The following is a 26,052-nucleotide window of genomic DNA, read 5'->3' as shown; positions in this document are numbered from 1 at the left end:
ATGAAGCCGAATGCAAAAGAGAAACAGATGCGCCTGCGTGCGCAGACCGCGCTCGCGCTCACCCTGGGCATGGGCATCCTGCCCGCAGCGGCACACGCTGCGCCCATCACATCGTCCCAGACCTATACCGCCGATACGACAGAGACGCGTGACGTGGAGATAACGGGCGGAACGATCACCGTGGAGGGCGTCGATGATAATACTTCGTCACAGCATGCGAACCGTACGGCAACCCTCACGGGGAACGTCAGAATCATCAATCCGTCGGGCAATGTCCTCGAGGCGCTCAGTCACGGGGATGGTACGGAGGACTGGACGGGGATTCTGACGGTCAATCCGAATGGAACGAAGAGAGTGCAGCTGCACGGCGATATTCTCGTTGGCAGACCCGATAACACCTCTGAGAGAGGCGGCTATGTCAATCTCTATCTGAGCGGCAGGGACTCCTACTTTGCGGGCGGGATTAAAGATGTAACCGGTAATCCGCCGAGCACGCGCGGCGGCGTGCGTCTCGTACTCTCGAACGGGGCGACGTGGTATCCGAAGGCGGACAGTTATGCGCTCGCAGCTCCTACTGATTTAGGTGAGACGGGTCTGACGTCAGATCCGAACAAGCCGCTTGGCTTCCACCTTTCGGCGAACGGCGGCGTGATCGACATGGCGTTTGCCGCGCCGAACGTGGCGCGTGGGACTGGTGCGGGTTTGCGTACGCTGACCTTTGCGAATACGGGAGCGTCTCTTAACGGCGCAGCCTTCCGCATCTCCACCGACCTCGCGCATAACCATGCGGACAAGGTTGTACTGAGCGGCGTTACAGGAGCGAGCAATCAGTACAAGCTGCAGGTCGCCTACGATCCGACGATGAACGATGCCGACACAGCGAACTATGAGATTACGACTGCGAACCCGAACGGCATCGAGGTGCTGCGTTCGTCCAATGCGGGCGATACGGTCAGAGCGTCGGCGTACACCACGCGGAAAGCCGCTGCGGCGGGGCTGCTGGCCAAGGACTTCACCGTAACGCCGACGCTCCGTCAGGAAGTGTCGGGCAGCAGTAAAATCGCGTACCTGACGAAGCTCACGATATCGGAGGCGCCTCCGGAAGACGGCCCTGCGCTGCGCGCGGCTGACCTCCTCATGGATATGGCGCTCGCTCAGCTGAGCGCATGGCGCGGCGAGAACAACGATCTCCATCGGCGCATGGGCGCGCTGCGTGCGGGCGGGGAGCCCGGCGCATGGGTGCGCGGCTACGGCGGCAGGAACGAGTTCGGCAGCTACCCCACGACGGGGCGCTACAGCGGCGTACAGGCCGGCATTGACCGCGCCGTTCCGCTGAAGGACGGCACCCTCTTTACGGGCATCGCCGCCTCGATGATGAACGGCAGCGCGCGCAACAGCGATCTCGACGGCAGCTATCGGTCGCATTTCTTCGGTGCATACGGCAGCTACATGGGAAAGCGCGGCGACTACATCGACGCGATCGTGAAATACGGACGCATGACGAATGATGCGACCGCCGTCTTTGACGGCACGGCGTACACGGGCGGCTACGGCGTGAACGGCTGGAACATCTCCATCGAATACGGGCGGCGGATGCCCCTGCGCGATCATTTCTACTGGACGCCGCAGGCAGAGCTGAACTACGGACATATCGGCTCCGCTTCCTATACAATGCGCGCGGGCAGCATGGCGGGCGCACACATCGACAGCGATGCCGTCACCTCCCTCGTCGGGCGCGTCGGCACACAGATTGGCTATGAGGATGAGCAAGGCACGGTCTATCTGAAGCTCGGCATCCTGCATGAGTTCAAGGGTGACCTCCACATGCGCGCGGCGTATGGATCGACCTCCATCGACCGCAGCTACACGGCACGGGACAGCTATTTCGAGTACGGCGTAGGCTTTGCGCGGCGCGTCGGCAGAGCGGACATCTATGGTGAGCTCAGCCGTACGGCGGGCGCGGATGCCATTCGTGAGAAATGGAAGGCGAATCTCGGTGTTCGCATCGAGTTCTAAGAAAATTCATCGGAGGCGAACAGGATGTTTACGAAACAGCACAAAAAACGGTATTTAGCACTCGCGGTGGCATTGACCCTCGGAGGGAGTCTCTGGGGCGGCGCCGCCTGTACGGAGGCGGCAGATGCCTATACCATAGACGCGGGGAACCCGACGCCGGACGCGGCTCATTCCGTGCCGGATGAAGGGAATGGCCCCGGTGTTGCCGCCGGATTCACGAACGCCGCCGCTGCCCTCACGGGAAATACGCTGACCGTGGACGGCGTGACCTATGCGGGGCTTGCGTACGGCGGCTACAATAAGGGTGGCGGCGTGACAGGGAATCATCTCATCATCCAAAACGGGGGCGGGATTTCCCCCTATGGGTTCGTCGGCGGCAAGGCCTACGGCGGACGCGCCGGCTCCGGCGGAGATGCCCGTGGCAATACGGTGACCATCAACGGCGGCTCGGCGCAGTATGTCTATGGCGGCTATGCAGAAGGTACAGGCAGCGCCGACGGGAACAGGGTGACCCTCACAAGCGGCACAGTGCATAGTGTCCTCGGCGGCTCTGCAAAAGGTACTGCAGGAAACGCCAACGGGAACACGGTGATCATCACCGGAGGCGACGTGACGTCTGTCTATGGCGGCGATGCAGCGGGGCCAAATAATAATCCAAACAATGAATCAGGAAACGCAGACGGGAACACCGTCGACATAGGAGCCATCAACGTCAATGTCGTCTATGGCGGATCCTCCGAGTATGGCACGACGAACAACAACACGATCCATCTCCGCGGCACTCGTGTGAGCGGCCGAGTCGTGGGCGGCAGCAGGCCGAATAGCACGGGCAACACGCTTGCCATCCATGATTTCGGTACGCAGGTGGAGGATATCTTCGAGCAGGTGCAGAACCTGCACTTCTATCTGCCGGAAGGGACGACGGGAAACAGCGGCAATACGATGCTCACCATTAACAGTCCCTCGGGTCAGGACATCCGCGGAGTTCATATCGGCGTGGGGATTGCCGGACAGCGGAGCGCGCTGCAGAAGGGCGATGTCATCAGCCTGCTGAAGACCAGCCGCGGCGATCTGACAACGGATGCGGCGCTTGTCAACGATGTGTCGGGCATGCAGGGCGTGAGCCTGCGGTACAAGTTCGACCTGCAGAAGCGCAGCACGGATGAGCTCATCGCGACCGTCACGGATGCTGCGGTGATGGAGCAGACGAAATCCTTCGTCGAGACGCGAGCGGCGGCAAGCGCCCTGCTGAACGGCGGTGCGGATCTCCTGTCGGGGATGGGCATGGATGCTGCCGAGACTGCGGCAGCTGCGCCGACGGCAGACACGACAAATGCGGCGATCGAGAGCGGCAGCTACGAGCTCTGGGCGGCGCAGGGCGCTTCCGGCGAGCGCATAGAGACAGGCTCCTATGTGGACGCGAAGGGCTGGAACCTGGCCGTCGGCTTTGCGAAGCGAGACGCGATGGACGCGGGCAAACTGACCTACGGCCCCTTCGTCGAATACGGGCGCGGCTCGTACGATTCCTATCTCGACGACGGTACGCATGGCGACGGTTCGACGAGCTATATCGGCGGCGGCTTCATGGTCAAGTGGGCAGGCGCAGATCAGAGCTATGTGGAGGCGAGCCTGCATGCAGGCCGCATCAAGAGCGATTACAGCGGCAACATCTCCGGCACCTCCACGAGCTACGACGCATCGAACAGCTACCTCGCGGGTCATATCGGCATCGGCAAAAAATTCGACCTCGGCACGGATGCCGCGCTCGAAGGCTATGCAAAGTACTTCTGGTCCAGGCAGGACGGCACGAGTGCCACCCTCGCCACAGGCGAGCAGTATGATTTCGGCTCCGTGACATCGAGCCGCGTTCGTCTCGGCGTGCGCTATACGAAAAAGCCGGCGCCGGAAAGCGAGTTCTATGCGGGACTTGCCTGGGAATACGAGTTTGACGGCGACGCGACAGCGACGTATCAGGGCTATGCAACGCCGAGCCCCAGCCTCAAAGGCAGCAGCGGGATGCTTGAGATCGGCTATCGCTTTGCGCCGAAGGAGGGCAGCGTCAGCTACGGGGTGAACCTGACCGGCTGGCAGGGAAAGCGCAAGGGCATTACCGGCGGCGCGCACGTCAGCTGGGCATTCTAACATGGCCGCCTCGACTGGGCGCGCCGCATCGGCGCGGCAGACTACACGATGCGTGCAGGTTCTTTGCCGGGGGCTCACATCGCAAACGATGCCGTCACCTCCCTCATCGGGCGCATCGGTGCGCAGATCGGCTATGAGGATGAGCAAGGCACGGTCTATCTGAAGCTCGGCATCCTGCATGAGTTCAAGGCCGACCTCCACATGCGTGCGGCGTATGGCGCGACCTCCATCGACCGCAGCTATTCGGCGCGGGACAGCTATTTCGAGTACGGCGTAGGCTTTGCGCGGCGCGTCGGCAGAGCGGACCTCTACGGCGAGCTCACCAGCACGGTGGGCGCGGATGCCATTCGTGAGAAATGGAAGGCGAATCTCGGCGTGCGCGTCGAGTTCTAAGAAAATTCATCGGAGGCGGACAAGATGTTTACAAAACAGCAAAAAAAACGGTATTTAGCACTCGCGGTGGCACTGACCCTCGGGGGGAGTCTCTGGGGCGGCACCGCCTGTACGGAGGCGGCAGATGCCTATACCATAGACGCGGGGAACCCGACGCCGGATGCGGCTCACTCCGTGCCGGATGAAGGGCGTGGCCCCGGTGTTGCCGCCGGATTCACGAACGCCGCCGCTCCCCTCACGGGAAATACGCTGACCGTGGACGGCGTGACCCATGCGGGGGTTGCGTACGGCGGCTACAATAAAGGCAGCGGCGGTGTGACAGGGAATCATCTCATCATCCAAAACGGGGGCGGGATTTCCCCCTATGGGTTCGTCGGCGGCTATGCCTACGGCGGACGCGCGGCCCTTGGCGGAGATGCCCGTGGCAATACGGTGACCATCAACGGCGGCTCGGCGCAGGGTGTCTACGGCGGCTATGCAAAAGGTACAGGAAACGCCAACGGGAACAGGGTGACCCTCACAAGCGGCACAGTGCAGGATGGTGTCTATGGCGGCTGTACAAAAGGCACAGGAAACGCCAACGGGAACACGGTGATCATCACCGGAGGCGACGTGGTGTCTGTCTATGGCGGCTATGCAGAGGGGCCAAATAATGCAATGGTTTCAGGAAACGCTGACGGGAACACCGTCGACATAGGAGCCGTCGAAGTCAGTGGTGATGTCTATGGCGGATCCTCCCAATGGGGTACGACGAACAACAACACAATCCATCTCCGCGGCACCAAGGTGCGCGACAGTGTCATGGGCGGCAACGTGTGGAATAGCACGGGCAACACGCTCGCCATCCATGATTTCGGTACGCAGGTGGGAAGAGTCGAGCAAGTGCAGAACCTGCACTTCTATCTGCCGGAAGGGACGACGGGAAACAGCGGCAATACGATGCTCACCGTTAACCAAAGTCAGGACATCCGCGGGGTTCATATCGGCGTGGGGGTTGCCGGACAGCGGAGCGCGCTGCAGAAGGGCGATGTCGTCAGCCTGCTGAAGACCAGCAACGGCACGCTGACAACGGATGCGGTGCTTACCAACGACGTGTCGGGCATGCAGGGCGTGAGCCTGCGGTACAAGTTCGACCTGCAGAAGCGAAATGCGGATGAGCTCATCGCGATCGTCACGGATGCTCCGATGATGAACGAGCAGACGAAGTCCCTCGTCGAGACGCGAGCGGCGGCAAGCGCCCTGCTGAACGGCGGTGCGGATCTCCTGTCGGGGATGGGCGTGGATGCTGCCGAGACTGCGGCGGCTCTGCCGGACGCTGCGACGGCAGACGAGTCGAATGCGGCGATCGAGAGCGGCAGCTACGAGCTCTGGGCGGCGCAGGGCGCTTCCGGCGAGCGCATAGAGACAGGCTCCTATGTGGACGCGAAGGGCTGGAACCTGGCCGTCGGCTTTGCGAAGCGAGACGCGATGGACGCGGGCAAGCTGACCTACGGCCCCTTCGTCGAATACGGGCGCGGCTCGTACGATTCCTATCTCGACGACGGTACGCATGGCGACGGTTCGACGAGCTATATCGGCGGCGGCTTTATGGTCAAGTGGGCAGGCGCAGATCAGAGCTATGTCGAGGCGAGCCTGCACGCAGGCCGCATCAAGAGCGATTACAGCGGCAACATCTCCGGCACCTCCACGAGCTATGACGCATCGAACAGCTACCTCGCGGGTCATATCGGCCTTGGCAGGAAATTTGCCCTCGGCGGCGATGCCGCGCTCGAGGGCTATGCAAAGTACTTCTGGTCCAGGCAGGACGGCACGAGTGCCACCCTCGCCACAGGCGAGACGTATGATTTCGGCTCCGTGACATCGAGCCGCGTTCGTCTCGGCGTGCGCTATACGAAAAAGCCGGCGCCGGAAAGCGAGTTCTATGCGGGACTTGCCTGGGAATACGAGTTTGACGGCGACGCGACGGCGACGTATCAGGGCTATGCAACGCCGAGCCCCAGCCTCAAAGGCAGCAGCGGGATGCTTGAGATCGGCTATCGCTTTGCGCCGAAGGAGGGCAGCGTCAGCTACGGGGTGAACCTGACCGGCTGGCAGGGAAAGCGCAAGGGCATTACCGGCGGCGCGCACGTCAGCTGGGCATTCTAACATGGCCGCCTCGACTGGGCGCGCCGCATCGGCCTCTCCCGGGATGCGAGCGATGACGCCAGGGCGAAGAACCGCCTGCTGGTTTATGCTCGGGAAGGTTTGGTAAGAGAAAAGAGGGGCTGTTGCATAAGTCGAATTTGACTCATGCAACAGCCCCTTTTCAGTCTTGACAATATTCACTGCAATGCATACTATGATAGTAGAAGCGTATGGGGAGGGGAGCGAACCTGTGAGAATAATCAAGAAAGATATTCCTGCAGAATATTGTGCATTGATACAGAAATTCCGCTTGATCGATGATGCGTTTTTCAACGTATGTTTTGACAATTATATCGAAGGAATGCAGCTCTTATTGCGTATCTTTTTCGGTCGGGATGATCTCATCGTCAAGCATGTTGTCACGCAGCAGAGTGCGGACAATCTCTATGGTCGCGGCGTGCGCTTTGATGTGTTGGCAGAAGACAGTGAGGGGAAACTCTACGACTGTGAAATTCAGCGTGCCAATGAAGGTGCGATTCCGCGCAGGGCACGCTACAACAGCAGCATGATGGATTCGCGGGAACTGGCAAAAGGAGAGGATTTCTCGTCACTTCCGGAAACATGGGTGATCTTCATCACGGAGAACGACATCTATGGAGCAGGTTTCCCGCTGTATCATGTGGAGCGGATCGTAGAGGAGCTTCAGCGCCCTTTTGATGATGGGGCGCATATCCTCTACGTCAACGGCGCAAACCGTGACGACACGCCGCTTGGGAAGCTTATGCAGGATTTTTTTTGTGAGAATCCGAAGAAGATGAATTACAAAGAACTTGCTGAACGTGTCGATTATTTTAAGGCAGAAGCAGAAGGAGTGAATACTATGTGTGAACTGATGGAAAAATTTGGTGAGAGGAAACTGGAAGAGGGACGTATGGAAGGACGCCTTGAGGGACGTGCTGAGGGACGTGCTGAGGGACGTGCTGAGGGACAGCGCAGGATGCTTGATATGGTGCGTTCTTTGTTCGCGCTGAATGTTCCCCTTGAGGTGATCGAGAAGGCGAGCGGCTTGACGCGTGCGGAGATTCTGGCGCTGCAAGATGCGCCTGCCGAATAGTATGGCAGTCTTCTTCGCGATAAGATTTTTTGACACTAAGACCGCCGCATCGTTCGATATGCGGCGGTCTTATTTTATCAGCGTTTCCTTTATCACTTTTCAGCAAGTATCGGTCACTTTCTGCTATTTGCTTGCTTATCATGCAGCGACGTATTAAAAGGACGGCAAGCGCCAGAGCTTCGTCCTCTACAGAGAGAACTACGGCAGCGAAACCCTCAAGGGATGGGGCGTCGGCATTACCTACAGCCGCCCCGGCGACTACTTCCTGCGCCTCGACTGGGCGCGGCGCATCGGCCTCTCCCGGGACGCGAGCGATGACGCCAGGGCGAAGAACCGCCTGCTGGTTTATGTTCGGGAAGGTTTGGTAAGAGGAAAGAGGGACTGTTGCATAAGTCGAATTTGACTCATGCAACAGCCCCTTTTCAGTCTTGACAATATTCACTGCAATGCATACTATGATAGTAGAAGCGTATGGGGAGGGGAGCGAACCTGTGAGAATAATCAAGAAAGATATTCCTGCAGAATATTGTGCATTGATACAGAAATTCCGCTTGATCGATGATGCGTTTTTCAACGTATGTTTTGACAATTATATCGAAGGAATGCAGCTCTTATTGCGTATCTTTTTCGGTCGGGATGATCTCATCGTCAAGCATGTTGTCACGCAGCAGAGTGCGGACAATCTCTATGGTCGCGGCGTGCGCTTTGATGTGTTGGCAGAAGACAGTGAGGGGAAACTCTACGACTGTGAAATTCAGCGTGCCAATGAAGGTGCGATTCCGCGCAGGGCACGCTACAACAGCAGCATGATGGATTCGCGGGAACTGGCAAAAGGAGAGGATTTCTCGTCACTTCCGGAAACATGGGTGATCTTCATCACGGAGAACGACATCTATGGAGCAGGTTTCTCGCTGTATCATGTGGAGCGGATCGTAGAGGAGCTTCAGCGCCCGTTTGATGATGGGGCGCATATCCTCTACGTCAACGGCGCAAACCGTGACGACACGCCGCTTGGGAAGCTCATGCAGGATTTCTTTTGTGAGAATCCGAAGCAGATGAATTACAAAGAACTTGCTGAACGTGTCGATTATTTTAAGGCAGAAGCAGAAGGAGTGAATACTATGTGTGAACTGATGGAAAAATTTGGTGAGAGGAAACTGGAAGAGGGACGTATGGAAGGACGTGCTGAGGGACGTGCTGAGGGACAGCGCAGGATGCTTGATATGGTGCGTTCTTTGTTCGCGCTGAATGTTCCCCTTGAGGTGATCGAGAAGGCGAGCGGCTTGACGCGTGCGGAGATTCTGGCGCTGCAAGATGCGCCTGCCGAATAGTATGGCTGTGCGAAGAGAGTCTTCTTCGCGATAAGATTTTTTGACAATAAGACCGCCGCATCGTTCGATATGCGGCGGTCTTATTTTATCAGCGTTTCCTTTATCACTTTTCAGCAAGTATCGGTCACTTTCTGCAATTTGCTTGCTTATCATGCAGCGACGTATTAAAAGGACGGCAAGCGCCAGAACTTCGTCCTCTACAGCGAGAACTACGGCGGCGAAACCCTCAAGGGATGGGGCGTCGGCATTACCTACAGCCGCCCCGGCGACTACTTCCTGCGCCGCGTGGACAGCGAGCTTCCGCCGCTGTAGCTGCACAAAAAAGCCGGAGCTTTGGTTGGCAAAGCTCCGGCTTTTTTGTGCAGTTTCACTTTTCGTACGAACGGAATTTTTCGGCTTCTTCTTCCGGCAGGCGGACGCGCAGAAGCGTTCCCTGCTCGTCGTATTCGGTGGAGAGGATGCGCCCCGCAGCGTGGAGTTTTGCGGTGACGGCATGTTCCTCGAACGGGATGTGGAGCGTGAGCTCGACCTCGCCCGAGCGGAAGAAGGCGGTGAGCTTTTCGAGGAGGGCAGGGAGTCCGGCACCCGTCATGGCGGAGACGGCGCAGCCTTCACGCCCGCGCAGCAGGCGGCTGACGGCGGGCGGCAGGGAGGCGGCTCTTTGCGCGTCGTTTTCTGCTACATCGCTTTTGCTTTCGCCGCCTGCACGGTTTCCTTCGAAGCCTTCCGCATCATTGCCCGTGCCGCTTGCCAGGCGATCCATCTTGTTCAGCACATAGAGCATAGGCTTTTCGGCGACGCCGAGCTCCTTGAGGACTTCGGTGACGGCTTCGATCTGGACTTCCGCCGCCTCGTTCGATACATCGACGACGTGCAGCAGGAGATCGGCTTCGGCAACTTCCTCCAATGTCGCATGGAAAGCCTGCACGAGGGTATGCGGCAGCTTCTGGATGAAGCCGACCGTATCGGTCAGGAGGATCTCGCAGCCATCGGCAAGCGGCAGTGCGCGCGTCGTCGGATCGAGCGTCGCAAAAAGCTTGTCTTCGGCAAAGACGTCCGCGCCTGTCAGCGCGTTCAGAAGCGTCGACTTGCCCGCGTTCGTATAGCCGACGAGCGCGGCAATCGGCACACGCGCGGCGCGGCGGCGCTCGCGGTGCAGGCTGCGCTGGCTGCGCAGGCGCTTGATCTCGCTTTCGATGTCGTGGATGCGCCGCCGTATGCGCCTGCGGTCGACTTCAAGCTTCGTTTCGCCGGGTCCCCTCGTGCCGATGCCGCCGCCGAGCCGCGAGAGCACGAGCCCTTGCCCGAGGATGCGCGGTAGGCGGTACTTCAGCTGGGCAAGCTCGACTTGAAGTTTGCCCGCCGCCGTGCGCGCGCGCTGCGCGAAGATGTCGAGGATCAGCGCCGTGCGGTCGAGGATCTTCACGCCAAGCGCCATTTCGAGGTTTTTCTGCTGCGACGGCGTGAGCTCATCGTCGAAGATGACGAGCGTCGCCTCCTCGTTCTGGATGAACATGGCCATCTCCTCGACCTTGCCGCGTCCAAGAAAGAGCGCCGTATCGGGCTTTGCCTTTTTCTGGATGAAGCTGCCGACGACGCTTGCACCCGCCGTGCGCGCCAGTTCGGCAAGCTCTGCAAGCGAATCCTCCGTCGTCCAGCGGGAGGCGCCTGCCGAGGTGTCGAGACCTGCAAGAACGGCGCGTTCCTCCTCGTCTTCCGTCGCCTGTGTGCGTTCTTTGGCAAGGCGGCGGTTGATGGCCTGTACCAGCGGCGTCAGGCGGAGGCGGTTCAGATGGTCGGCGCGCATGGGCCCGATGTGCTGCACCTCAAGCGTGCCGTCCTCGCTTTTTTCTCCCGTGAAGAAGCCGAGGCAGCCGACGATCTTGCCGGAGTGCCGTCCGATGGCAGCCATTGCGTCGAAGCGCAGGCGGCGAAGTGAGGAGATGTCGGGTGCGCTGAGCTCTGTATCGCCGCTTGGATGCGTGTGGATGCAGCGCACGCCGGAAAGACGGTTTTCTGAGCGAGCCTTGACCTCGGGCAGATCGACTGTCCCTGAATCGCCGACCGATACCTCCTGCACACGCCCCTTACGGTCGATGTAGACCGCGACCTCGTGGCCGATCTCCTCCGTGACGGCAACGAGACGCTCGTTGAGTTCCTTCGTCGAAAGCTGGCCGACGGGAACCGTGAGCTCGTAGAGTGCAGTGAGCTCTTCTTTGACATGCGATTTGAGATTCTGCGTCTCCCCTTGGAGTTTTTTGCCCTTCATAGCGCCTCCTTTGCTGTAAACTCTGCCGCCGTCATAATTTTCGGCTGCTTTATACCGGATTCTAAAAAGTCCTTATCTCCCGTCAGTATAATATCTGCGTTTGCTGCCGCAGCAGCTCGCAGAATCGGACGGTCCTTTGTATCTCTTATCCGACATTCCTCTTTCACGGATTCATCGGGAATTGGAACAATCTCAATTCCATGGAGAGCAACTGCCAAAAAGCGCTCCATCGCAGAGATTTTCTCAGGAAATTTCCGATTGAACACGCGCCTTAACTCATCAATATTCTGCGTGCACACAATCCCACGATTCGGATAGGATACAGCTTTACAGTATGCTTGAAATGGCGTTTTGCTTCCCAATATTGCCGAAATCAATATATTGGTATCAATCATCACGCGCATTTCGCATTATTCTCCTTCGCTGCGGATTTCCCTGACCATGGCATTTATCGCTTCCTCCGATGTCAGACCTGCCCTTTGCGCCTCGCCGAGCATCTCATTTTGCAGTACTTGCATAGCATATACAGCGGAATTTACCATACGAACGGAGCCCTTTTCTACGATAAAAGTGACCCGGCTTCCGTGATCCAGCCCCAGAACATTCCGTACATCTTTAGGAATCGTTACCTGTCCTTTTGCCATGACTTTGGCATTGTCTATAAACGTATCCGGCGCAGCTTCTGCCATCATCGTAAAAACTCCTTTCAAAAAGAAAAGTAGGAAAAACCCTACTTTGAATGTAGCATATTCGTCGCACTCTGTCTATCCCTAAGCAGTAGAAAAGTGTTCTCACCCTCGATTGACGATATTCTGGATCTGCTTCAGCGTGATGGAGATCGTGCCGTCCTCGCTGCGGCGGAACTCGATGAATTCCGTGTTGTCGAAGTAGTCCGTCGGGATCACAAGCTCGATGCCCGTGTCCGTCTTGAGCTTGTGGCTCTTCATCTTCTTGAGGATCGACTCCTTGTCCATCTCCACAGGCTTGGCGAAGCCGGCTTCCTCGATTGTCTGCTCATAGTCCGCCTGCATGGCAGGATTGCCCTTGAATACCTCACGTCCTGCCTCGAAGGGGTTCACCGCATCCTTTTCGGCAAGTTCGTTCGCGACGAAGGACTTGACGGCCGCCGCCGTCTCTACGGTATCGCCGCCATAGGCCTCGGCAACCTTCTTCGCCGTATCGCTCGCCTTCTTGAGCGCCTCGCGTGCTGACGGTGCCTGTCCGCATTCCAAGACAAGCTCGGGCAGCACGAAGATGGCGTTGCCGTCGACGGTGTAGCGCTTGGCGCGCACATGGACGGCAAGCGTCGCGAGATCGACGAAGGCAAACTCGTCCATCGTCGCCGAAGCGCTCGGCAAAAGGGAGCTGCATGCCGAAAGCTCCGCCGAAAGCCCGTTCTCGGTATCGACAACGGCGGGCGAAAAGCCTGCATGGCTGCGGCAGAGAAAGATCACAAGCTCGCGCCGCTCATCTTCGTGCACTTCGAGCACGAAGAGCAGCATGCTCGCCGCCTCCGCCGCATGGGAAAACGCACGCAGAAAGCTCTCCGCAAGCGTGCGCGAAAAGGCGAGAAAATCCTTCTCGCCCGCAAGATAGGCGGCGATTTCCTTCTGGCACTCGCTGTCCTCGTAAAACGTCCCCGCCTTCTTGTCGGGACTTTTGCGGCTCTTCTCGATATGTGCGAGGAGATATTCGCTCGTCTCGCCCGCGAGCGGCAGCTCCGCCGCCGAAAGAAGCGAAGAGCCCGCCGCATCAAGGATATGAAGCACCGCCTTGTCGATGATGGTCATATTGCACCGCCTTTTTATGATTCTAGAATCTATTATAGCATATAGGGGATGGGCAGGAGGCAGTATGCGAAAAGAAAAGCAGCCGGTATGAGCGAAGATTTGCTTATGGTACCGTGATATTCAGTGCGGGTACAGGAACTGGCAGATGAAAACCCGTCCGTCCACTTAAAAACCGATGCGCTTCGCTTGGGCGAAACTTTAGTTTGAAGGTGAACGGGCGGGCTTCTGGATGTTGCCTGAAATGCGTCGCTTATGTGCAGCGTCGAACAATGTTTCAGGCAGTGGGCAGGCGGCTTTCTCTCTCGTCGCCACATGCTGTTTCATAAATGTAGGTTTGAAAGTTCGCAGCGCCATGCCGGATGAAAACTTCCCTTACAGGGATTTGCCCCTCATGCCGTCGCGGAAGGGTTTGCCGGTGTCTTTTTCGTAAATGACTTTGAAGGCGTGGTAGAGTCTTGGCTCGTACTCCCCGACGTAAGCTGTGTAGCCGTTTTTCTCGATGAAGTCCTTGATGGAGCGTTCCGCATAGTAGGGGAAGAGGCGGTAGCAGCCTTTGGCGGAATCCCAGAATTCGGGAGAGGCGTTTTTGTCCGAAGCGAGACGGAAGGTCTGGCGTGAGAGGACGTGGGATTTTTTGCCGTTTTCCTCGATGACGGTCACGATGTCGGCGATGTAGGTGAAGCAGAGACCTTTTTTCCCCTCGTAGCCGGGCGTGACTTGGATGCTTTCTATATCCACATAGTCGCTCCAGTTCGCATGGCGGTAGGAGAAGGCGTAGCGCGGGCTTTTTTCAGGATCCTCGGTCACTTGCGTGCCGGTCTCGCGTCCTGGAGGCGCCCCGAGAAAAAGACCGGCGGCTATGCCGACAAAGAAGAGAAGGATAATCACGGGGACAAACAAAAGAGCGCGCTTCATGGTTCATTCCTCCTTTCTTTTGTATGGTTTGCCGCGGATTCGTCACGGCTTTCATAAGGTTGGAAAGAGATTTTAAGCAGAGGGTGATGCTTTTTTATCATTCTATCATAAACGCAGCTTTTGTTGTACTGTATCAAAATGCAGGTGGGAGCGGATTTTGCGGAAAATTTTCTGCCGCTAGGAGAGGATTTTCGGGGTCGCATGGGGAATATATTAAGAATGCATGAATGTGACATGTTTGACGGGCTGCACAGAAACGAGCTGTGCGAAAGATTCCGTTCAGCTATAGGATGGGCAATGTGAGGAAAAATCCAACGGATGGGGGATGAATGCCATGGAAAAGGAGCAGACGAGGACAGGCAAGAAGGTTTTCATGGGCAATCACATGATTGAACTGGAGGAACTTGTCGAGGAACCTCGGCTGATTGAGGTAGACCCGATGGAATGGCAGAAGCATTTGCCTGAGCAGGTGCGGAAAAAGCTGAAAAAGGAAATCGCCAAGATGGAGAAGAAGGCTGCGGCGGAAAAGGCAGCCAAGGAAGCGGAGGAAAGGGCGGCCAAGGAGGCCGAGGAAAAGGCGGCTGCAGCGGAGGCCGGCGGAGGGGCGTCCGGCGCGGAAGAGTCTCCTGAGGAGATTGCCGCGCGCATTGCGGGCGACAGAACTCAGGCGCAGGCGGATATCCTTGAGGTCGCCAAGCATACGGTGGAGGAGGAAGAGGCGCAGGCGGAGGATGTTGCCGCGCGCATTGAGCGCGAGCGCCGCGAACGCCAGGCCGCGCTGTTGGATCTTGCAAAGCAGCAGCAGAAGCTGGCGGAGAAGCGCGGCTGAGGAAGCAGCAGGCGCAGGCAGCCTGCCGTTCGTGCCGAAGTTTATTTTGACCTTTTGACATTTTCTCCTTGCTAAGGGCAGACGGCTTTGGTATAATGAACTCATGGTCAGCCCCGAGAAACTGCGCTGGACGGCGGTATGGCTGCTGCGGCGCATGACCGATACGAATGTGCAAGACCTTGTCCCAATGAATTTCCGGGGCAGGGTCTTTTTTGCTCCAAAGGAAAAACGGGCGGCCATGCGGAAAGGAGGAATCTCTTTATGAATACGATAAAAACAGCTGTGTTGATGGCGCTCCTCATGGCGCTTCTCGTCGTCCTCGGCGGTGCGGTGGGCGGCCGTTCCGGCGCGGCTCTGATGTTCTTCGTCGCCTTGGCCATGAATTTCATCTCCTATTGGTTCAGCGACAGCATCGTGCTCGGCATGTACGGCGCCCGACCGATTGCGGCGGCGGATGCGCCGAATCTCTATCATCTTGTGGAGACGCTTGCGGCGCGCGCCGATCTTCCCATGCCGAAGGTATGCATCATCGATTCCGATGCGCCGAATGCTTTCGCGACGGGGCGCAATCCGTCGCATGCGGCTGTCGCCGTCACGCGCGGCATCCTGCAGACGCTCGAGTATGAGGAGCTTGCGGGTGTTCTCGCGCATGAGCTTTCGCATATCAAGCATCGCGATACGTTGATTTCGACGGTGGCGGCTGCCATGGGCAGTGCGATTTCCATGCTTGCCTACATGGCGCAGTGGGGCGCGATTCTCGGCGGCGGACGTTCGAATGAGAACGAGGGCGGCGGGCTTGTCGGCACACTTGTCGCCGTAATCGTTGCGCCTCTTGCGGCGACGCTCATCCAGCTCGCCATTTCACGCTCGAGGGAGTACGAGGCGGATCGGCTTGGCGGCGAGATCTGCGGCAATCCGCGTTTTCTTGCGCGGGCGCTGGAAAAAATCGACTACGCCGCGAGGAATATGCGCCCGCTGGCCGGAGCCGAGGCGCGTCCGGCGACGAGCAATCTTTTCATCGTCAATCCGCTCGCCGGCTCAAAGCAAGCCTTCATGAGCCTCTTCTCGACGCATCCCGCGACGGCTGAACGCATCGCGCGCCTTGAGGAGCAGGCGAGGCTTTTGGGAAGCCCCCGCTGAGGCGGCAGCGCCTGCCGGGACCGTTTTTGGATAGAGGGCCGCTGCCCGATGGATCTCCGTGTTGGACGGGGATGGATCGGGCGGCGGTCTTTTCTTGTCCGAAAAATTCCTACAAAGAATCAGAAGTTTTCTGCTAGTATGGATGCAAGCAATATGAAATAATAGCAACATAGGATACATTCCGTGGCTTCGCATGTTTTTCAAGCTGTATTCATCTGCGTCTGAATTTATAGGGCCTGGAAAGTGCGAATATTTTTTAGAAGGGGGAAGTTTTTATGCTAGGTTTTCTCAACAAATTTTTCCTCACAGGGCCGGATGCGCCGCCGCTTGCAGATGCGGAAAAAGCAAAGAGCATCTTCTACAGCGTGCGTTGGCGCGTCTTTGCTTCCATCACGATCGGCTATGCTTTCTACTACATCATCCGCCAGAGTTATTCCGTCATCAAGAAGCCGCTTCTTGACTCCGGCGTTGTCGATGCGACGCAGGTCGGCATCATCGGCTCGATTTTCTTCGTGACGTACGGCCTCGGCAAGTTCACGAACAGTTTCCTGGCCGACCGCATGAACAACAAGCGGTTTTTCGCGTTTGGTCTCTTTATGTCATCCGCGACCATGGCGGGCATGGGTCTTGTGAGCTCCTTTGTGCCGCTTGCGGTTCTCTGGGGTCTCAATGGCTGGTTCCAGTCGTACGGCGCGGGGCCGTCCATCGTTTCCCTGAACCAATGGTTCAGCAACCGGATGCGCGGAACGCTTTACGGCGTTTGGTTCACGAGCCACAACCTCGGTTCTTCCTTCGCCTATTTCGCGATTACGGCTGTCGTCACCGCCTACAGCTGGTCGATGGGCTTCATCGCAGCGGGCGTCATCTCCCTCGTCGGCACGATCTTCATCTACCTCGGCATGAGCGACCGCCCCGAGACGCGCGGCCTGCCGAACGGCGCCGTCCTTTACGGCGAGAAGACGCAGGCGCAGGTGGACGAGGAAAAGACGCGCTCCGTCGGCTCGATGCAGTGGAACGCCGTCGTCAAGAATCCCGCCGTCTGGATCCTCGGCCTTTCGTCGCTCTGCGTCTACATCGCCCGCTATGCGGTGGAGAGCTGGGGCGTCGTTTACCTCACGCACCATAAGGGCTACGAGATGATGGGCGCGGCCGGCGTCATGGCGTATATGCAGGTCGCGGGCATTTTCGGCGCGCTTCTCTGCGGCTGGATCTCCGACCGCTTCTTCCATTCGAAGCGCAATATGCCGGCGCTCATCTACGGTTTGCTTTACACGGGTTCGATCGCCGGTTTCGTCTGGGCGCCGCAGTCGTTCTACACCGACCTCTTCTGCATGACCTTCTATGGCTTCACGATGGGCGCGCTCGTTTGCTACATGGGCGGTCTCATGGCGGTTGACATCGTGCCGAAGCGCGTCACGGGCGCAGCCATGGGCATGATCGGTCTCCTGTCTTATGCGGGCGCCGCGATTCAGGAGTTCGTCACGGGCAAGCTCATGACGATTACGGTCATCGGCGGCGAGAAACTTTATGATTTCGGCTACGCGACGGAGTTCTGGGTCGGCGCGGCTCTCGCCTCCACGCTGCTCGCGCTCCTCGTCTGGAACGCGAAGCCGGACGATGAAGCGTAAACGGCAGATTTCCTTTGCAGCGCAGAAGCCATAGAAAGAGCTGCTGACGCGATGAATCTGCCCGCCGGCGCACAATGTCCACAAAGTAGACGTTTGTGCGTGTAGTTTACCAATGAAAGCCCCCCGTTCCTCGCATACCGACCGGATCTCGCTTGAGCGAAATTTGGCCGCAGGGGAACGGGAGGGCTTTTTTCGACTGTTCAAAAGGATGTTGTCTGCAGCACCGCACCATATCTTTCATAGAGCAGATTCTTCCGGCGGTATTTCCGTCGATGCGCTTGCCGTACTGTAAGAGGCGGGGCGTATATGATATAATGAAGGAAAACAGCAGGCTATATATCGGAGAAGGGGGAAGCGGCGATGGCAGGAACGGCGGCGAGAAGGATGGCGGCGGCCGGCTTGGTGCGCTGCTTCTCCCTTTTCTTTTGCGCACTCTGCTGCCTCTTGGCGGCAGGCTGTTCCGATGAGCAGGGATTCATCGACTTCTCGCGGCGTGCCGAGACGCCTGCGGTGCAGGAGGGCGCGGCAAAGCCACTCGTCATTGCCTTCGCGCCTGTCATGAGCCCGGAGGAAACGCGCCAGTCTTACCAGCGCATGGTAGAGTATATCGCCGAGGAGATCGGCCGCCCGACTGCCATCGTGCAGAAGCGCAGCACGGGGGAGCTGAACCGGCTTGTCGCGGCGGGCGAGGCCGACATCGCTTTTCTTTCAACGGGCGCTTATACAGCCTATCGCGGGCAGGAGCCGATCGAGCTTCTTGCCATGGTGGAGACGGGCGGCACGGTGCTTTACCGCACCTTCCTGATCGTGGCGGCGGACAGCTCCATTCAGGATTTCGCAGAGCTTCGGGGGCGCACCTTCGCCTTCGTCGATCCTCTGAGCCATTCGGGGCGGCTTGCCGTCGATTACCAGCTTCTGGAGGAGGGCTTGACGCCGGAGCAGTACTTCAGCCGCACCTTCTACACGTACCACCACGACAAGTCTATATGGGCCGTCGCCAACCATCTCGCGGACGGCGCGAGCATCGACAACCAGATTTACGATCATATCGTCGAGACGAACCCTCAGCTGGCGGGAAAGGTGCGCATCATCGGCGATCTCGCCGTCGCGCCGACAGGGCCCGTCGTTATGAGGGCGAATCTTCCGGAAGAGGAAAAGGCGCGCCTTCGCGAAATCTTCTACGGAATGGCGAACGACGCGGCTATGCGCCCGGTGCTGCAGGCGGCGGTCATCGACCGCTTCGTCGCGCCCGACGCCTCGCTTTATGAGCCGCTGCGTCAGAAATATCTCGAGCATGAGCGGCTGCAGGGGGAGTGACATGAAAGCGCAGACTCTGACCGTTCGGTTCAACATCCTCCTCGTCGGCACGGTGCTTTTCTGCGGCCTTCTGCTCGGCGCCTTTTTCCTCGGTTCGCTGCGTTCGACGCTCATCGACGGGCTGAACCGCTCGGGCCGCGAGATCGCTTCGGCGCTCGGCGCAGTCATCGCGAACGACATCCTGCTCGACGATCGCTTCGCCATCTCCGACCAGCTTCAGCGCACGCTCGAGAAAAATCCCGAGGTGCGCTACATCCTCGTGACCTACCCCGACGGACGCATCCTTGCCAGCACTTTCCCCGACGGTCTGCCCAAAGGATTGGCGCAGCTTCGGGCGAAGGAAGATACGGAGCCGCATGTCTACCGAAGCACGGAGGGGCCGATTCGCGAGATTCTTTATCCCATCGATGACGGCATCACGGGCTACCTGCGCATCGGCCTCGAGGAGCGTGAGGCGCGCACGCTCGTACGCCAGCGCGGCGTGGAGCTTTTTCTCGTGCTGCTGCTGCTCTCCCTGCTCGCCGCCTTTCTCGCGACGCGCTATGCTAAGCTTCTGGAAGCGCTTGAGAAGAAGGAGCGCCTGCGCATCTGGCTCATCGGCCAGCTCTTTTCCGCACGGGAGGACGAGCGGCGGCGCATCTCCCGCGCCCTGCACGACGAAACGAGCCAGTCGATGGTGTCGATCCTCGCCTATCTGCGCATCCTGCACAGCAAACTGATGACCGACGAACAGCGGGAACTGCTGCAGGAGGCGCGCGTCCTGACGAACGAGACGCTCCAGGGGCTCAAGCATCTCGCTATCGACCTTCATCCGCCGCTGCTCGAGGATCTCGGCCTCATCGTCGCCATCGAAAAATACCTTGAGACGCTGCGCCGCACGCAGCCGGAGCTGCAGATCAACCTTGCCGCCGAAGGCGATTTCCGGGCGCTTGACCGCGTGCAGGCGCTTGTCGCCTACCGCTCTGTGCAGGAAGGGCTGACGAACATCGTGCGCCATGCCGAGGCGAGCCATGTATGCGTCACGCTTTCCCTGAACGAGAAGGAGCTTTCCCTTGAAATCAGCGACGATGGCATAGGTTTTCGGCGGGAAACAGCGGAAGCCGCGCGCCTGGACCGCCATCTCGGCCTCGTGAGCATGAAGGAGCGCGCCGAGCTGCTCGAAGGCAGCTGCACCATAGAAAGTGCGCCGGGAAAAGGCACGCGGCTTTTCCTCCGTCTGCCGCGCCGAAAGGAGATGAACCGTGATGGAAAATAAAAAGCCGCTTCGCATCCTGCTCGCGGACGATCACCGCGTGCTGCGCAAAGGGCTTTCGCTGCTTCTCTCCTCGGAGGAGGATTTCGTTGTCGTCGCCGAGGCCTCCGACGGCGAGGAGGCTCTCCAGAAGGCGCGTGAAGTGCCGATTGACATCGCGCTCCTCGATCTTTCCATGCCGGGCATGGGCGGCATCGAGTGCCTGCGCTGTCTCAAGGAGCAGCAGCCGGACATGCGCGTCCTCGTCCTGACCATGCACAGCGAGCGCCAGTACGTATACGAGTGCCTCAAGGCGGGGGCGAACGGCTACCTCTGCAAGGATACGCTCGACGCCGAACTCTTCCGCGCGCTTCGGACCGTCGCGGCGGGCGGCCGCTATCTAAGCGAGCGCGAGGCCGGGCTTCTCATCGACAGCGCGCTCGGGGAATGCGCCGAAGGCGCCGAGCTCTCGCCGCGCGAAAAGGAAGTCCTCGAACTCATCGTGCACGGCTATTCGCTCTCGACCATTGCCGACAAGCTCTATCTCTCCATCAAGACCGTATCCACCTACAAGACCCGCCTCATGCAGAAACTCGGCTGCACGCAGAACTCCGAGCTTGTTGACTATGCGCTCCGGCACAATATTCTGGGAAGGAAGGGCTAACTCATCCCCAAAGCGGCGTGTGCCGCAGGAGCAGCGTGATGAAGCAGAGTATGGCCAGGAAGAACATGAAGTATTCAATGCACTTCACGGGATGGGCATAGTGCAGCGGCAGCTCGACGACCTTGGGGATATTGCCCGCGAGCAGGGACACCGCTGCGGATACGTAGAGCAGCGTGTTCACAAGAGGCGCCGTCTTATACAGCGAAAAGGACAGGACGATCAGGTAGACGGCGAGCGCGATGAGGAAGTATGCGATTTTATCGGCATGACGGCGCATGGTATCCCACCCCTCTGCGAAAGACTGCGAAGAATCTAAATACACGCTAAATATTCGCGCTCCGCCCCCGAACTCCTGCAAGGGAAGCGAAATTTCCCTTGCAGCGGGAATACGTTGAGGAAATCCTTCCTTGTGTGATGTAACAGGGCGTTCGCCTTCTTTCTGTTGTCAAATAGAATTCGTTTTTGCTTGACAGTATTCGCAGCATATTTCTATAATGATAAGGAAAGTTCAGGGAGACAGGCTCAACGAATCGTGTAGAACAGGAGGGGTGACATCATGGAAAGCGGGAGAAAAATCGTCGAGACGCTGATTCTGCAGCAGCCGGAAAACAAACTCCTGACAGCAAGCACATTGTACCTTTCGTTGGCGGAACAAATTCTTGAGGCAAACTATTATAAAATTTTGGCGCGATTGACGGAGCAGGGGATTTTGCGGCGACTGAGCAGAGGCCTCTACTATCGGCCTCGAATATCCAAGTTCGGAGAAGTTCCTTTCTGTGAAGAAGAGATTGTCCGGCATTATATGGAAGGCGGGCAAGGCGTCATCATCGGCTACCGACTTTATCGCCGGTATGGCCTGACGTCGCAGAATGCGAGAAATATTGAAATCCTGTCTGCACATCTTGCGGAAGAACGCAGGACAATCGGAAATATTTCTATCCGCAGCCTCTCCATGGAATTGGATGAAAATATCAGGGCCAGTATCGAGGCGCTGGAGATCCTGCAAAATTATTCCCGCATTGAGGATGTCGAGCCGACGCGCTTCAACGCCTATATGCATCGCTTTGCTGCGGGATACCGGGAAGAGGCTGTGCACTATGTCCTGAAACGACGACGTTACAAAAAGTCTACCATAGCTTTTTTGGCGCATTGTCTTGACTGCCTGCAGATAAAAAATGATTTGCAGCGGTATCTTTCTCCATTGACGCAATACACCATACCAATTTTGGAGGAGTTTCCATGAACCTGCATACATATCCAAAAGATTTTCAAGATCTGCAGGAATTGACGGCGAAGTACGCAGGGATTCCTGCCGCAGCTGTGAAAAAAGATTATTACATCGTCCTGTTGCTGCAAAAATTGCAGCAAAGCCCTTATGCCGGGGAATGCGTCTTCAAGGGCGGAACTTCCCTAAGCAAATGCTATCCAGGGTCTATCTCCCGCTTTTCGGAGGATATTGACCTGACTTTTGCGCCGCAGGTTCTCTTGGGCAGCAAACAGTACGACAGACGGCTGAAGCAGATTGAAAAAAGTATGGCCGAGGGATTTCATCTGGAAAAAATTATTTCTGAACGAAACGACCGCAATAAAAGCGCCTACATTTGGTTTGATGAAACCGATCCTGCAAATGGGCGCATTAAATTGGAAATCGGATCCAGCGTTCGTCCTGAGCCGTATGGAAAAAAGGGGATTCGCTCCTATATACAGGAATATCTTGAAGCACATGAGGCCAATGAGGCAGTCGCTGAATATGGGCTTTCTGAAGTGCAGGTTCAGGTGTTGGCGATCGAGCGCACCTTTCTTGACAAGGTTTTGGCCGTGAAGCGTCATGCCGTCTGCGGCACGTTGATAAACAAGATCCGGCATATTTATGATGTGACGGCATTGTTTCAGCGGGAGGATATCCAGCAGTTCCTTGCCGAGCGGGACAATCTGAAAGCTCTTTTGCACCTTACAAAGAAAACCGATGCTTTCTATTTGAGCAAACGCCGCAGCGCCGGAGCGTACAATTCCCTTGCCCCGTATGACTTCCACGCCTGGCGCGGCGCATTTGATGCGGCGGCCAAAAAGCGGTACGAAACGCTGCACAAAGATTTGCTTTTTACGGAGGAAAAGCAGGATTTTTCTAAGGCCTTGGAAGTGTTCGAGCGACTGGATCAGATTTTCGCCTCGCTGGGGGAATAGATCAAGGCGGCGGAGCTTGATGGGGTTTATTGGCAGGCCTGGGCAGCAAAGAAAAGCGGCGAAAAGTCGCAATTTTCCATTGACAAATCAACGAATTATTGCGATACTAGGAATTATAGGAAGACTATATTTGTATAGCTTTTATCTATGGATATTGAACCACTGAAAGAGGTGCGATGCAATGGAAAAACAGCAGTTAGTGGAAGAGCTTTCGAAGATCGTCGGGGCAGAGCATGTCCAGTCGAAAGAAGAAGAGCTTTACGCTTATGCTTATGACGCGACGCCGGGACACATCTACATGCCGGAGGCCGTTGTCAGCCCCGGCACGACGGAGGAAGTTTCGAAGGTCTTGAAGTTCGCGAACGAGCATAGGATCCCCGTCTATACGCGCGGCTCGGGCACGAATCTCTCGGCGGGCACGGCGCCCTTGAAGGGCGGCATTGTCCTCTCGATGCTCCGCTTCAAGAAGATCATCGACGTCGATCTTGAAAACCTCATCGCCGAGGTCGAGGCGGGCGTCATCGTGCAGGACATCAACGACCATATCGCACAGTTCGGCCTCATCTATCCGCCGGATCCGGGCACGGTCAAGACGGCGAGCCTCGGCGGCACGATTGCGGAGAACTCGGGCGGTCTGCGCGGTCTCAAGTACGGCATTACGAAGAATTATGTGCAGGGCCTCGAAGTCGTCCTCGCCAACGGCGATGTGCTGCATACGGGCGGCAAGAACGTCAAGGACGTTTCGGGCTATGACATGACGAAGCTCTTCACCGGTTCGGAAGGCACGCTCGGCGTCGTCACGAAGGCGCTCCTGAAGCTCGTTCCTGCGCCGGAAAAGACGAAGAGCATGGTCGCGATCTTCGATACGATCGAGGATGCGGGCCGTGCCGTCTCGGGCATCATCGCCGCGAAGATCATTCCCGCGACGCTTGAGATTCTCGACAACGCGACGATCCGCACGGTCGAAGACTTCATGCATGTCGGCCTGCCGATGGACGCCGATGCGATCCTCCTCATCGAGGTCGATGGTCATCCCGTCGTCGTCGAGGACGAGGCGGAAAAGGTCATGAAGGTCTTGAAGGAAAACAACGCGCGAGAGGTCACGCTGGCCCGCGACGCGAAGCACAAGGAGCAGCTCTGGACGGCTCGCCGCATGGCGCTTCCCTGCCTTGCGAAGCTGCGCCCGACGACGTTCGTCGAGGATGCGACGGTGCCGAGAAGCAAGATTCCGGCCTTCCTCGCAATCGTCAAGAAGGCGGCGAAGGATCACAACGTCACGATCGGCACCTTCGGCCATGCGGGCGACGGCAACATGCATCCGACGATCGTCTGCGACCTGCGCGACGAGGAGGAGACGAAGCGCGTCCACGAAGCGATGGACGACATCTTCCGCGGCGCCGTCGAGCTCGGCGGCACGCTTTCGGGCGAGCACGGCATCGGCCTCGGCAAGCTGCCTTGGATGGAGCTCCAGCACGGCAAGGAAGGCATGGAGGCCATGCGCCAGATCAAGCGAGCGCTTGACCCGAACCTCATTTTGAACCCCGGCAAACTGATAGGAGAGTGCTGATCTATGGCAGAAGAAAAGAAACTTACTGCGGCTGCCATAAACGCGCAGGATACGAAACTTCTTACGGACATTGAGGACGCTCTGGCAAACTGCATGAAATGCGGCAACTGCCAGGCCGTCTGTCCGATATACCGCGAGACCGGCAAGGAACAGATGGTCGCACGCGGCAAGATTTCCCTGATGCAGGGCTACCTCTCGGGGAAGATTCCCATCTCGGCGGAGTTCGACCACATCATGGCGATGTGCCTGAACTGCAAGAGCTGTGCGGCGAACTGCCCGTGCGGCGTAGCGGCCGACGAGCTCATTCTGCGCGGCCGTCATGCGGCTGTCGAGGCACGCGGCCTGCATCCGATCAAGAAGAACGTCTTCCGCCTCTTGCAGAACCGCCCGCTCTTCGACGCGGCGCTTCGCTTCGGCGGCCTCTTCGGCTGGATGTCCTTCAAGGAAGTCCCGGGCAAGAACGCCGTGAAGTCGCGCCTGCCGATGCCTGGCATGGATCCAAACCGCGCCACGCCGCCTTTGGCCTCGCGTCCTTTGCGCAGCCAGTACCCCGAAGTCGTCAAGGTGGACAACCCCAAGTACCGCGTTGCCTTCTTCACGGGCTGCACGATCAACTACATGTACACGGATATGGGCGCCGCCGTCATCGACGTCCTGAAGGCGAACGATGTCGAGGTCGTGCTGCCGCCGAAGCAGCATTGCTGCGGCACGCCGATCCATGTTTCGGGCGCCTTCGATCTCGCCAACGAGCTTGCGCGCAACACGATCCGCGTGTTCGAGGCGCTTGACGTCGATTATATCGTCGGTGCCTGCGGCTCCTGCGTCGAAGCCCTGAAGCATTATCCCGAATGGCTGGAGGACGACCCCGAGTGGCGTCTGCGCGCCGAGAAGATGGCGGCGAAGGTTCGGGAGATCAGCGAACTTTTGATGGAGAAGGGCTTCCGCAAGGATATGCTCGCCCCCGTCAACAAGAAGGTCACCATGCACGATCCGTGCCACATGGTGCGCGGCCTTGGCATTACGGAGCAGCCGCGTGACGTCCTGAAATCGATCCCGGGCCTCGAATTCATCGAGATGAAAGAGCATGACCGCTGCTGCGGCTCCGGCGGCTCCTTCTGCATGGCGCATTATGAGATGAGCCGTGAGATCAACGACAGGAAGTGCAACAACATCAAGGCGACGGGTGCAGATCTCGTGGCGACGAGCTGCCCGAGCTGCCGTATGCATATTACGGACGGCGTCGTGCAGAACGACATGCCGCAGATCGTCTACCATCCCATCCAGATCCTGGCCGATTCCTATCGCGCAGGGGCAAAACACTGAGATAACGAAGCCGAAGGGCGTCGTGCGAAGACGGTTCTCGCACGACGCCCTTTTTGTCTGCCGGGAAGCGCCGCT

Annotated in this window: 22 protein-coding genes and 1 pseudogene; 17 read left to right on the top strand and 6 right to left on the bottom strand. The window is 58.0% G+C overall.

Translation table 11 applies throughout. The features are described from left to right. The 7 genes and pseudogenes from ACRTGH_RS04610 to ACRTGH_RS04580 all read left to right on the top strand — a co-directional run bounded on the left by ACRTGH_RS04610 (window position 1) and on the right by ACRTGH_RS04580 (window position 9,120). A complete protein-coding gene (locus ACRTGH_RS04610; RefSeq protein WP_368847818.1) occupies window positions 1–2,016 on the top strand; it encodes an autotransporter outer membrane beta-barrel domain-containing protein in 2,016 nt (671 codons plus the stop codon). Window positions 2,017–2,040: 24 nt separating this feature from the next. After that, window positions 2,041–4,158, top strand: coding sequence for an autotransporter outer membrane beta-barrel domain-containing protein (locus tag ACRTGH_RS04605; protein WP_438474724.1), 2,118 nt, complete (start codon window positions 2,041–2,043; stop codon window positions 4,156–4,158). A 27-nt stretch (window positions 4,159–4,185) separates the two neighbouring features. After that, window positions 4,186–4,551 (top strand): autotransporter outer membrane beta-barrel domain-containing protein, encoded by a 366-nt coding sequence (locus ACRTGH_RS04600; RefSeq protein ID WP_368848084.1) that lies wholly within the window; start codon window positions 4,186–4,188, stop codon window positions 4,549–4,551. Between the two features lie 24 nt (window positions 4,552–4,575). Next, on the top strand, window positions 4,576–6,696 hold the full coding sequence (locus tag ACRTGH_RS04595) for an autotransporter domain-containing protein (protein WP_368848083.1): 2,121 nt from the start codon (window positions 4,576–4,578) through the stop codon (window positions 6,694–6,696). Between the two features lie 229 nt (window positions 6,697–6,925). Further along, entirely contained in the window at window positions 6,926–7,789 is an 864-nt protein-coding gene (locus tag ACRTGH_RS04590; protein ID WP_438474722.1) for an Rpn family recombination-promoting nuclease/putative transposase, read from the top strand. Between the two features lie 202 nt (window positions 7,790–7,991). Continuing rightward, window positions 7,992–8,157 (top strand): annotated as a pseudogene (locus ACRTGH_RS04585) (ShlB/FhaC/HecB family hemolysin secretion/activation protein); the annotation flags it as partial. 123 nt (window positions 8,158–8,280) lie between these two features. Further along, complete coding sequence (locus tag ACRTGH_RS04580) at window positions 8,281–9,120, top strand: Rpn family recombination-promoting nuclease/putative transposase (RefSeq protein ID WP_438474720.1); 840 nt, start codon at window positions 8,281–8,283, stop codon at window positions 9,118–9,120. A 367-nt stretch (window positions 9,121–9,487) separates the two neighbouring features. Here ACRTGH_RS04580 and hflX read toward each other — a convergent pair whose 3' ends face one another. From hflX to ACRTGH_RS04555, 5 genes are all read right to left on the bottom strand, one after another. Further along, on the bottom strand, window positions 9,488–11,389 hold the full coding sequence (gene hflX / locus ACRTGH_RS04575; protein WP_368847934.1) for a GTPase HflX: 1,902 nt from the start codon (window positions 11,387–11,389) through the stop codon (window positions 9,488–9,490). Further along, window positions 11,386–11,793: a putative toxin-antitoxin system toxin component, PIN family gene (locus ACRTGH_RS04570; protein WP_368847935.1), complete on the bottom strand. Its 408-nt coding sequence runs from the start codon at window positions 11,791–11,793 to the stop codon at window positions 11,386–11,388. The genes hflX and ACRTGH_RS04570 overlap by 4 nt, the downstream gene beginning before the upstream one ends. A 6-nt stretch (window positions 11,794–11,799) precedes the next feature. Continuing rightward, on the bottom strand, window positions 11,800–12,081 hold the full coding sequence (locus tag ACRTGH_RS04565; protein ID WP_368847936.1) for an AbrB/MazE/SpoVT family DNA-binding domain-containing protein: 282 nt from the start codon (window positions 12,079–12,081) through the stop codon (window positions 11,800–11,802). Window positions 12,082–12,180: 99 nt separating this feature from the next. After that, the gene (locus ACRTGH_RS04560; protein ID WP_368847937.1) at window positions 12,181–13,179 is read right to left on the bottom strand and encodes a nucleoid-associated protein; all 999 of its coding nucleotides are present in this window, start codon (window positions 13,177–13,179) and stop codon (window positions 12,181–12,183) included. A 372-nt stretch (window positions 13,180–13,551) separates the two neighbouring features. Next, window positions 13,552–14,094 carry a hypothetical protein gene (locus tag ACRTGH_RS04555; RefSeq protein ID WP_368847938.1) on the bottom strand — a complete coding sequence of 181 codons (543 nt, stop codon included), beginning with the start codon at window positions 14,092–14,094 and terminating at the stop codon, window positions 13,552–13,554. A gap of 334 nt (window positions 14,095–14,428) precedes the next feature. Between ACRTGH_RS04555 and ACRTGH_RS04550 the strand changes: the two genes are divergently transcribed. From ACRTGH_RS04550 to ACRTGH_RS04525, 6 genes are all read left to right on the top strand, one after another. Then, window positions 14,429–14,923, top strand: a complete 495-nt coding sequence (locus ACRTGH_RS04550; protein ID WP_368847939.1) for a hypothetical protein — start codon at window positions 14,429–14,431, stop codon at window positions 14,921–14,923. A gap of 261 nt (window positions 14,924–15,184) precedes the next feature. Beyond that, the gene (htpX, locus tag ACRTGH_RS04545; protein ID WP_368847940.1) at window positions 15,185–16,063 is read left to right on the top strand and encodes a zinc metalloprotease HtpX; all 879 of its coding nucleotides are present in this window, start codon (window positions 15,185–15,187) and stop codon (window positions 16,061–16,063) included. 275 nt (window positions 16,064–16,338) lie between these two features. Beyond that, window positions 16,339–17,691 carry an MFS transporter gene (locus tag ACRTGH_RS04540; RefSeq protein ID WP_368847941.1) on the top strand — a complete coding sequence of 451 codons (1,353 nt, stop codon included), beginning with the start codon at window positions 16,339–16,341 and terminating at the stop codon, window positions 17,689–17,691. 360 nt (window positions 17,692–18,051) lie between these two features. Beyond that, a complete protein-coding gene (locus ACRTGH_RS04535) occupies window positions 18,052–19,008 on the top strand; it encodes a substrate-binding domain-containing protein (RefSeq protein ID WP_368847942.1) in 957 nt (318 codons plus the stop codon). Window position 19,009: 1 nt separating this feature from the next. Continuing rightward, a complete protein-coding gene (locus ACRTGH_RS04530) occupies window positions 19,010–20,263 on the top strand; it encodes an ATP-binding protein (RefSeq protein ID WP_368847943.1) in 1,254 nt (417 codons plus the stop codon). Beyond that, a complete protein-coding gene (locus ACRTGH_RS04525; protein WP_368847944.1) occupies window positions 20,253–20,903 on the top strand; it encodes a response regulator transcription factor in 651 nt (216 codons plus the stop codon). Before ACRTGH_RS04530 ends, ACRTGH_RS04525 begins: the two co-directional genes overlap by 11 nt. A 1-nt stretch (window position 20,904) precedes the next feature. On the opposite strand, the gene ACRTGH_RS04520 is transcribed toward ACRTGH_RS04525, so the two are convergent. Then, entirely contained in the window at window positions 20,905–21,180 is a 276-nt protein-coding gene (locus tag ACRTGH_RS04520; RefSeq protein WP_368847945.1) for a hypothetical protein, read from the bottom strand. 279 nt (window positions 21,181–21,459) lie between these two features. On the opposite strand from ACRTGH_RS04520, the gene ACRTGH_RS04515 reads away from it, so the two are divergent. The 4 genes from ACRTGH_RS04515 to ACRTGH_RS04500 all read left to right on the top strand — a co-directional run bounded on the left by ACRTGH_RS04515 (window position 21,460) and on the right by ACRTGH_RS04500 (window position 25,977). Next, window positions 21,460–22,146 carry a hypothetical protein gene (locus ACRTGH_RS04515; RefSeq protein WP_368847946.1) on the top strand — a complete coding sequence of 229 codons (687 nt, stop codon included), beginning with the start codon at window positions 21,460–21,462 and terminating at the stop codon, window positions 22,144–22,146. Continuing rightward, window positions 22,143–23,087, top strand: a complete 945-nt coding sequence (locus ACRTGH_RS04510) for a nucleotidyl transferase AbiEii/AbiGii toxin family protein (protein ID WP_368847947.1) — start codon at window positions 22,143–22,145, stop codon at window positions 23,085–23,087. Before ACRTGH_RS04515 ends, ACRTGH_RS04510 begins: the two co-directional genes overlap by 4 nt. 181 nt (window positions 23,088–23,268) lie before the next feature. Continuing rightward, window positions 23,269–24,654 carry an FAD-binding oxidoreductase gene (locus ACRTGH_RS04505; protein WP_368847948.1) on the top strand — a complete coding sequence of 462 codons (1,386 nt, stop codon included), beginning with the start codon at window positions 23,269–23,271 and terminating at the stop codon, window positions 24,652–24,654. 3 nt (window positions 24,655–24,657) lie between these two features. Continuing rightward, window positions 24,658–25,977, top strand: a complete 1,320-nt coding sequence (locus ACRTGH_RS04500) for a (Fe-S)-binding protein (protein WP_368847949.1) — start codon at window positions 24,658–24,660, stop codon at window positions 25,975–25,977. The last annotated feature ends 75 nt before the right edge of the window (window positions 25,978–26,052 follow it).

The sequence above is a fragment of the Selenomonas oralis genome, from assembly GCF_051603425.1.
In the GTDB taxonomy this organism is placed as follows: Bacteria; Bacillota; Negativicutes; order Selenomonadales; family Selenomonadaceae; genus Selenomonas; species Selenomonas sputigena_A.
The sequence above is the reverse complement of the archived record's forward strand: the minus strand, read 5'-3'. Positions and strand labels throughout refer to the sequence as shown.

Coding starts and splice junctions, on each gene's coding strand:
- ACRTGH_RS04610 (WP_368847818.1), top strand. CDS start 1: ATGAAGCCGAATGCAAAAGAGAAACAGATGCGCCTGCGTGCGCAGACC.
- ACRTGH_RS04605 (WP_438474724.1), top strand. CDS start 2,041: ATGTTTACGAAACAGCACAAAAAACGGTATTTAGCACTCGCGGTGGCA.
- ACRTGH_RS04595 (WP_368848083.1), top strand. CDS start 4,576: ATGTTTACAAAACAGCAAAAAAAACGGTATTTAGCACTCGCGGTGGCA.
- hflX (WP_368847934.1), bottom strand. CDS start 11,389: ATGAAGGGCAAAAAACTCCAAGGGGAGACGCAGAATCTCAAATCGCAT.
- ACRTGH_RS04570 (WP_368847935.1), bottom strand. CDS start 11,793: ATGCGCGTGATGATTGATACCAATATATTGATTTCGGCAATATTGGGA.
- ACRTGH_RS04565 (WP_368847936.1), bottom strand. CDS start 12,081: ATGATGGCAGAAGCTGCGCCGGATACGTTTATAGACAATGCCAAAGTC.
- ACRTGH_RS04560 (WP_368847937.1), bottom strand. CDS start 13,179: ATGACCATCATCGACAAGGCGGTGCTTCATATCCTTGATGCGGCGGGC.
- ACRTGH_RS04555 (WP_368847938.1), bottom strand. CDS start 14,094: ATGAAGCGCGCTCTTTTGTTTGTCCCCGTGATTATCCTTCTCTTCTTT.
- ACRTGH_RS04550 (WP_368847939.1), top strand. CDS start 14,429: ATGGAAAAGGAGCAGACGAGGACAGGCAAGAAGGTTTTCATGGGCAAT.
- htpX (WP_368847940.1), top strand. CDS start 15,185: ATGAATACGATAAAAACAGCTGTGTTGATGGCGCTCCTCATGGCGCTT.
- ACRTGH_RS04540 (WP_368847941.1), top strand. CDS start 16,339: ATGCTAGGTTTTCTCAACAAATTTTTCCTCACAGGGCCGGATGCGCCG.
- ACRTGH_RS04535 (WP_368847942.1), top strand. CDS start 18,052: ATGGCAGGAACGGCGGCGAGAAGGATGGCGGCGGCCGGCTTGGTGCGC.
- ACRTGH_RS04530 (WP_368847943.1), top strand. CDS start 19,010: ATGAAAGCGCAGACTCTGACCGTTCGGTTCAACATCCTCCTCGTCGGC.
- ACRTGH_RS04525 (WP_368847944.1), top strand. CDS start 20,253: ATGGAAAATAAAAAGCCGCTTCGCATCCTGCTCGCGGACGATCACCGC.
- ACRTGH_RS04520 (WP_368847945.1), bottom strand. CDS start 21,180: ATGCGCCGTCATGCCGATAAAATCGCATACTTCCTCATCGCGCTCGCC.
- ACRTGH_RS04515 (WP_368847946.1), top strand. CDS start 21,460: ATGGAAAGCGGGAGAAAAATCGTCGAGACGCTGATTCTGCAGCAGCCG.
- ACRTGH_RS04510 (WP_368847947.1), top strand. CDS start 22,143: ATGAACCTGCATACATATCCAAAAGATTTTCAAGATCTGCAGGAATTG.
- ACRTGH_RS04505 (WP_368847948.1), top strand. CDS start 23,269: ATGGAAAAACAGCAGTTAGTGGAAGAGCTTTCGAAGATCGTCGGGGCA.
- ACRTGH_RS04500 (WP_368847949.1), top strand. CDS start 24,658: ATGGCAGAAGAAAAGAAACTTACTGCGGCTGCCATAAACGCGCAGGAT.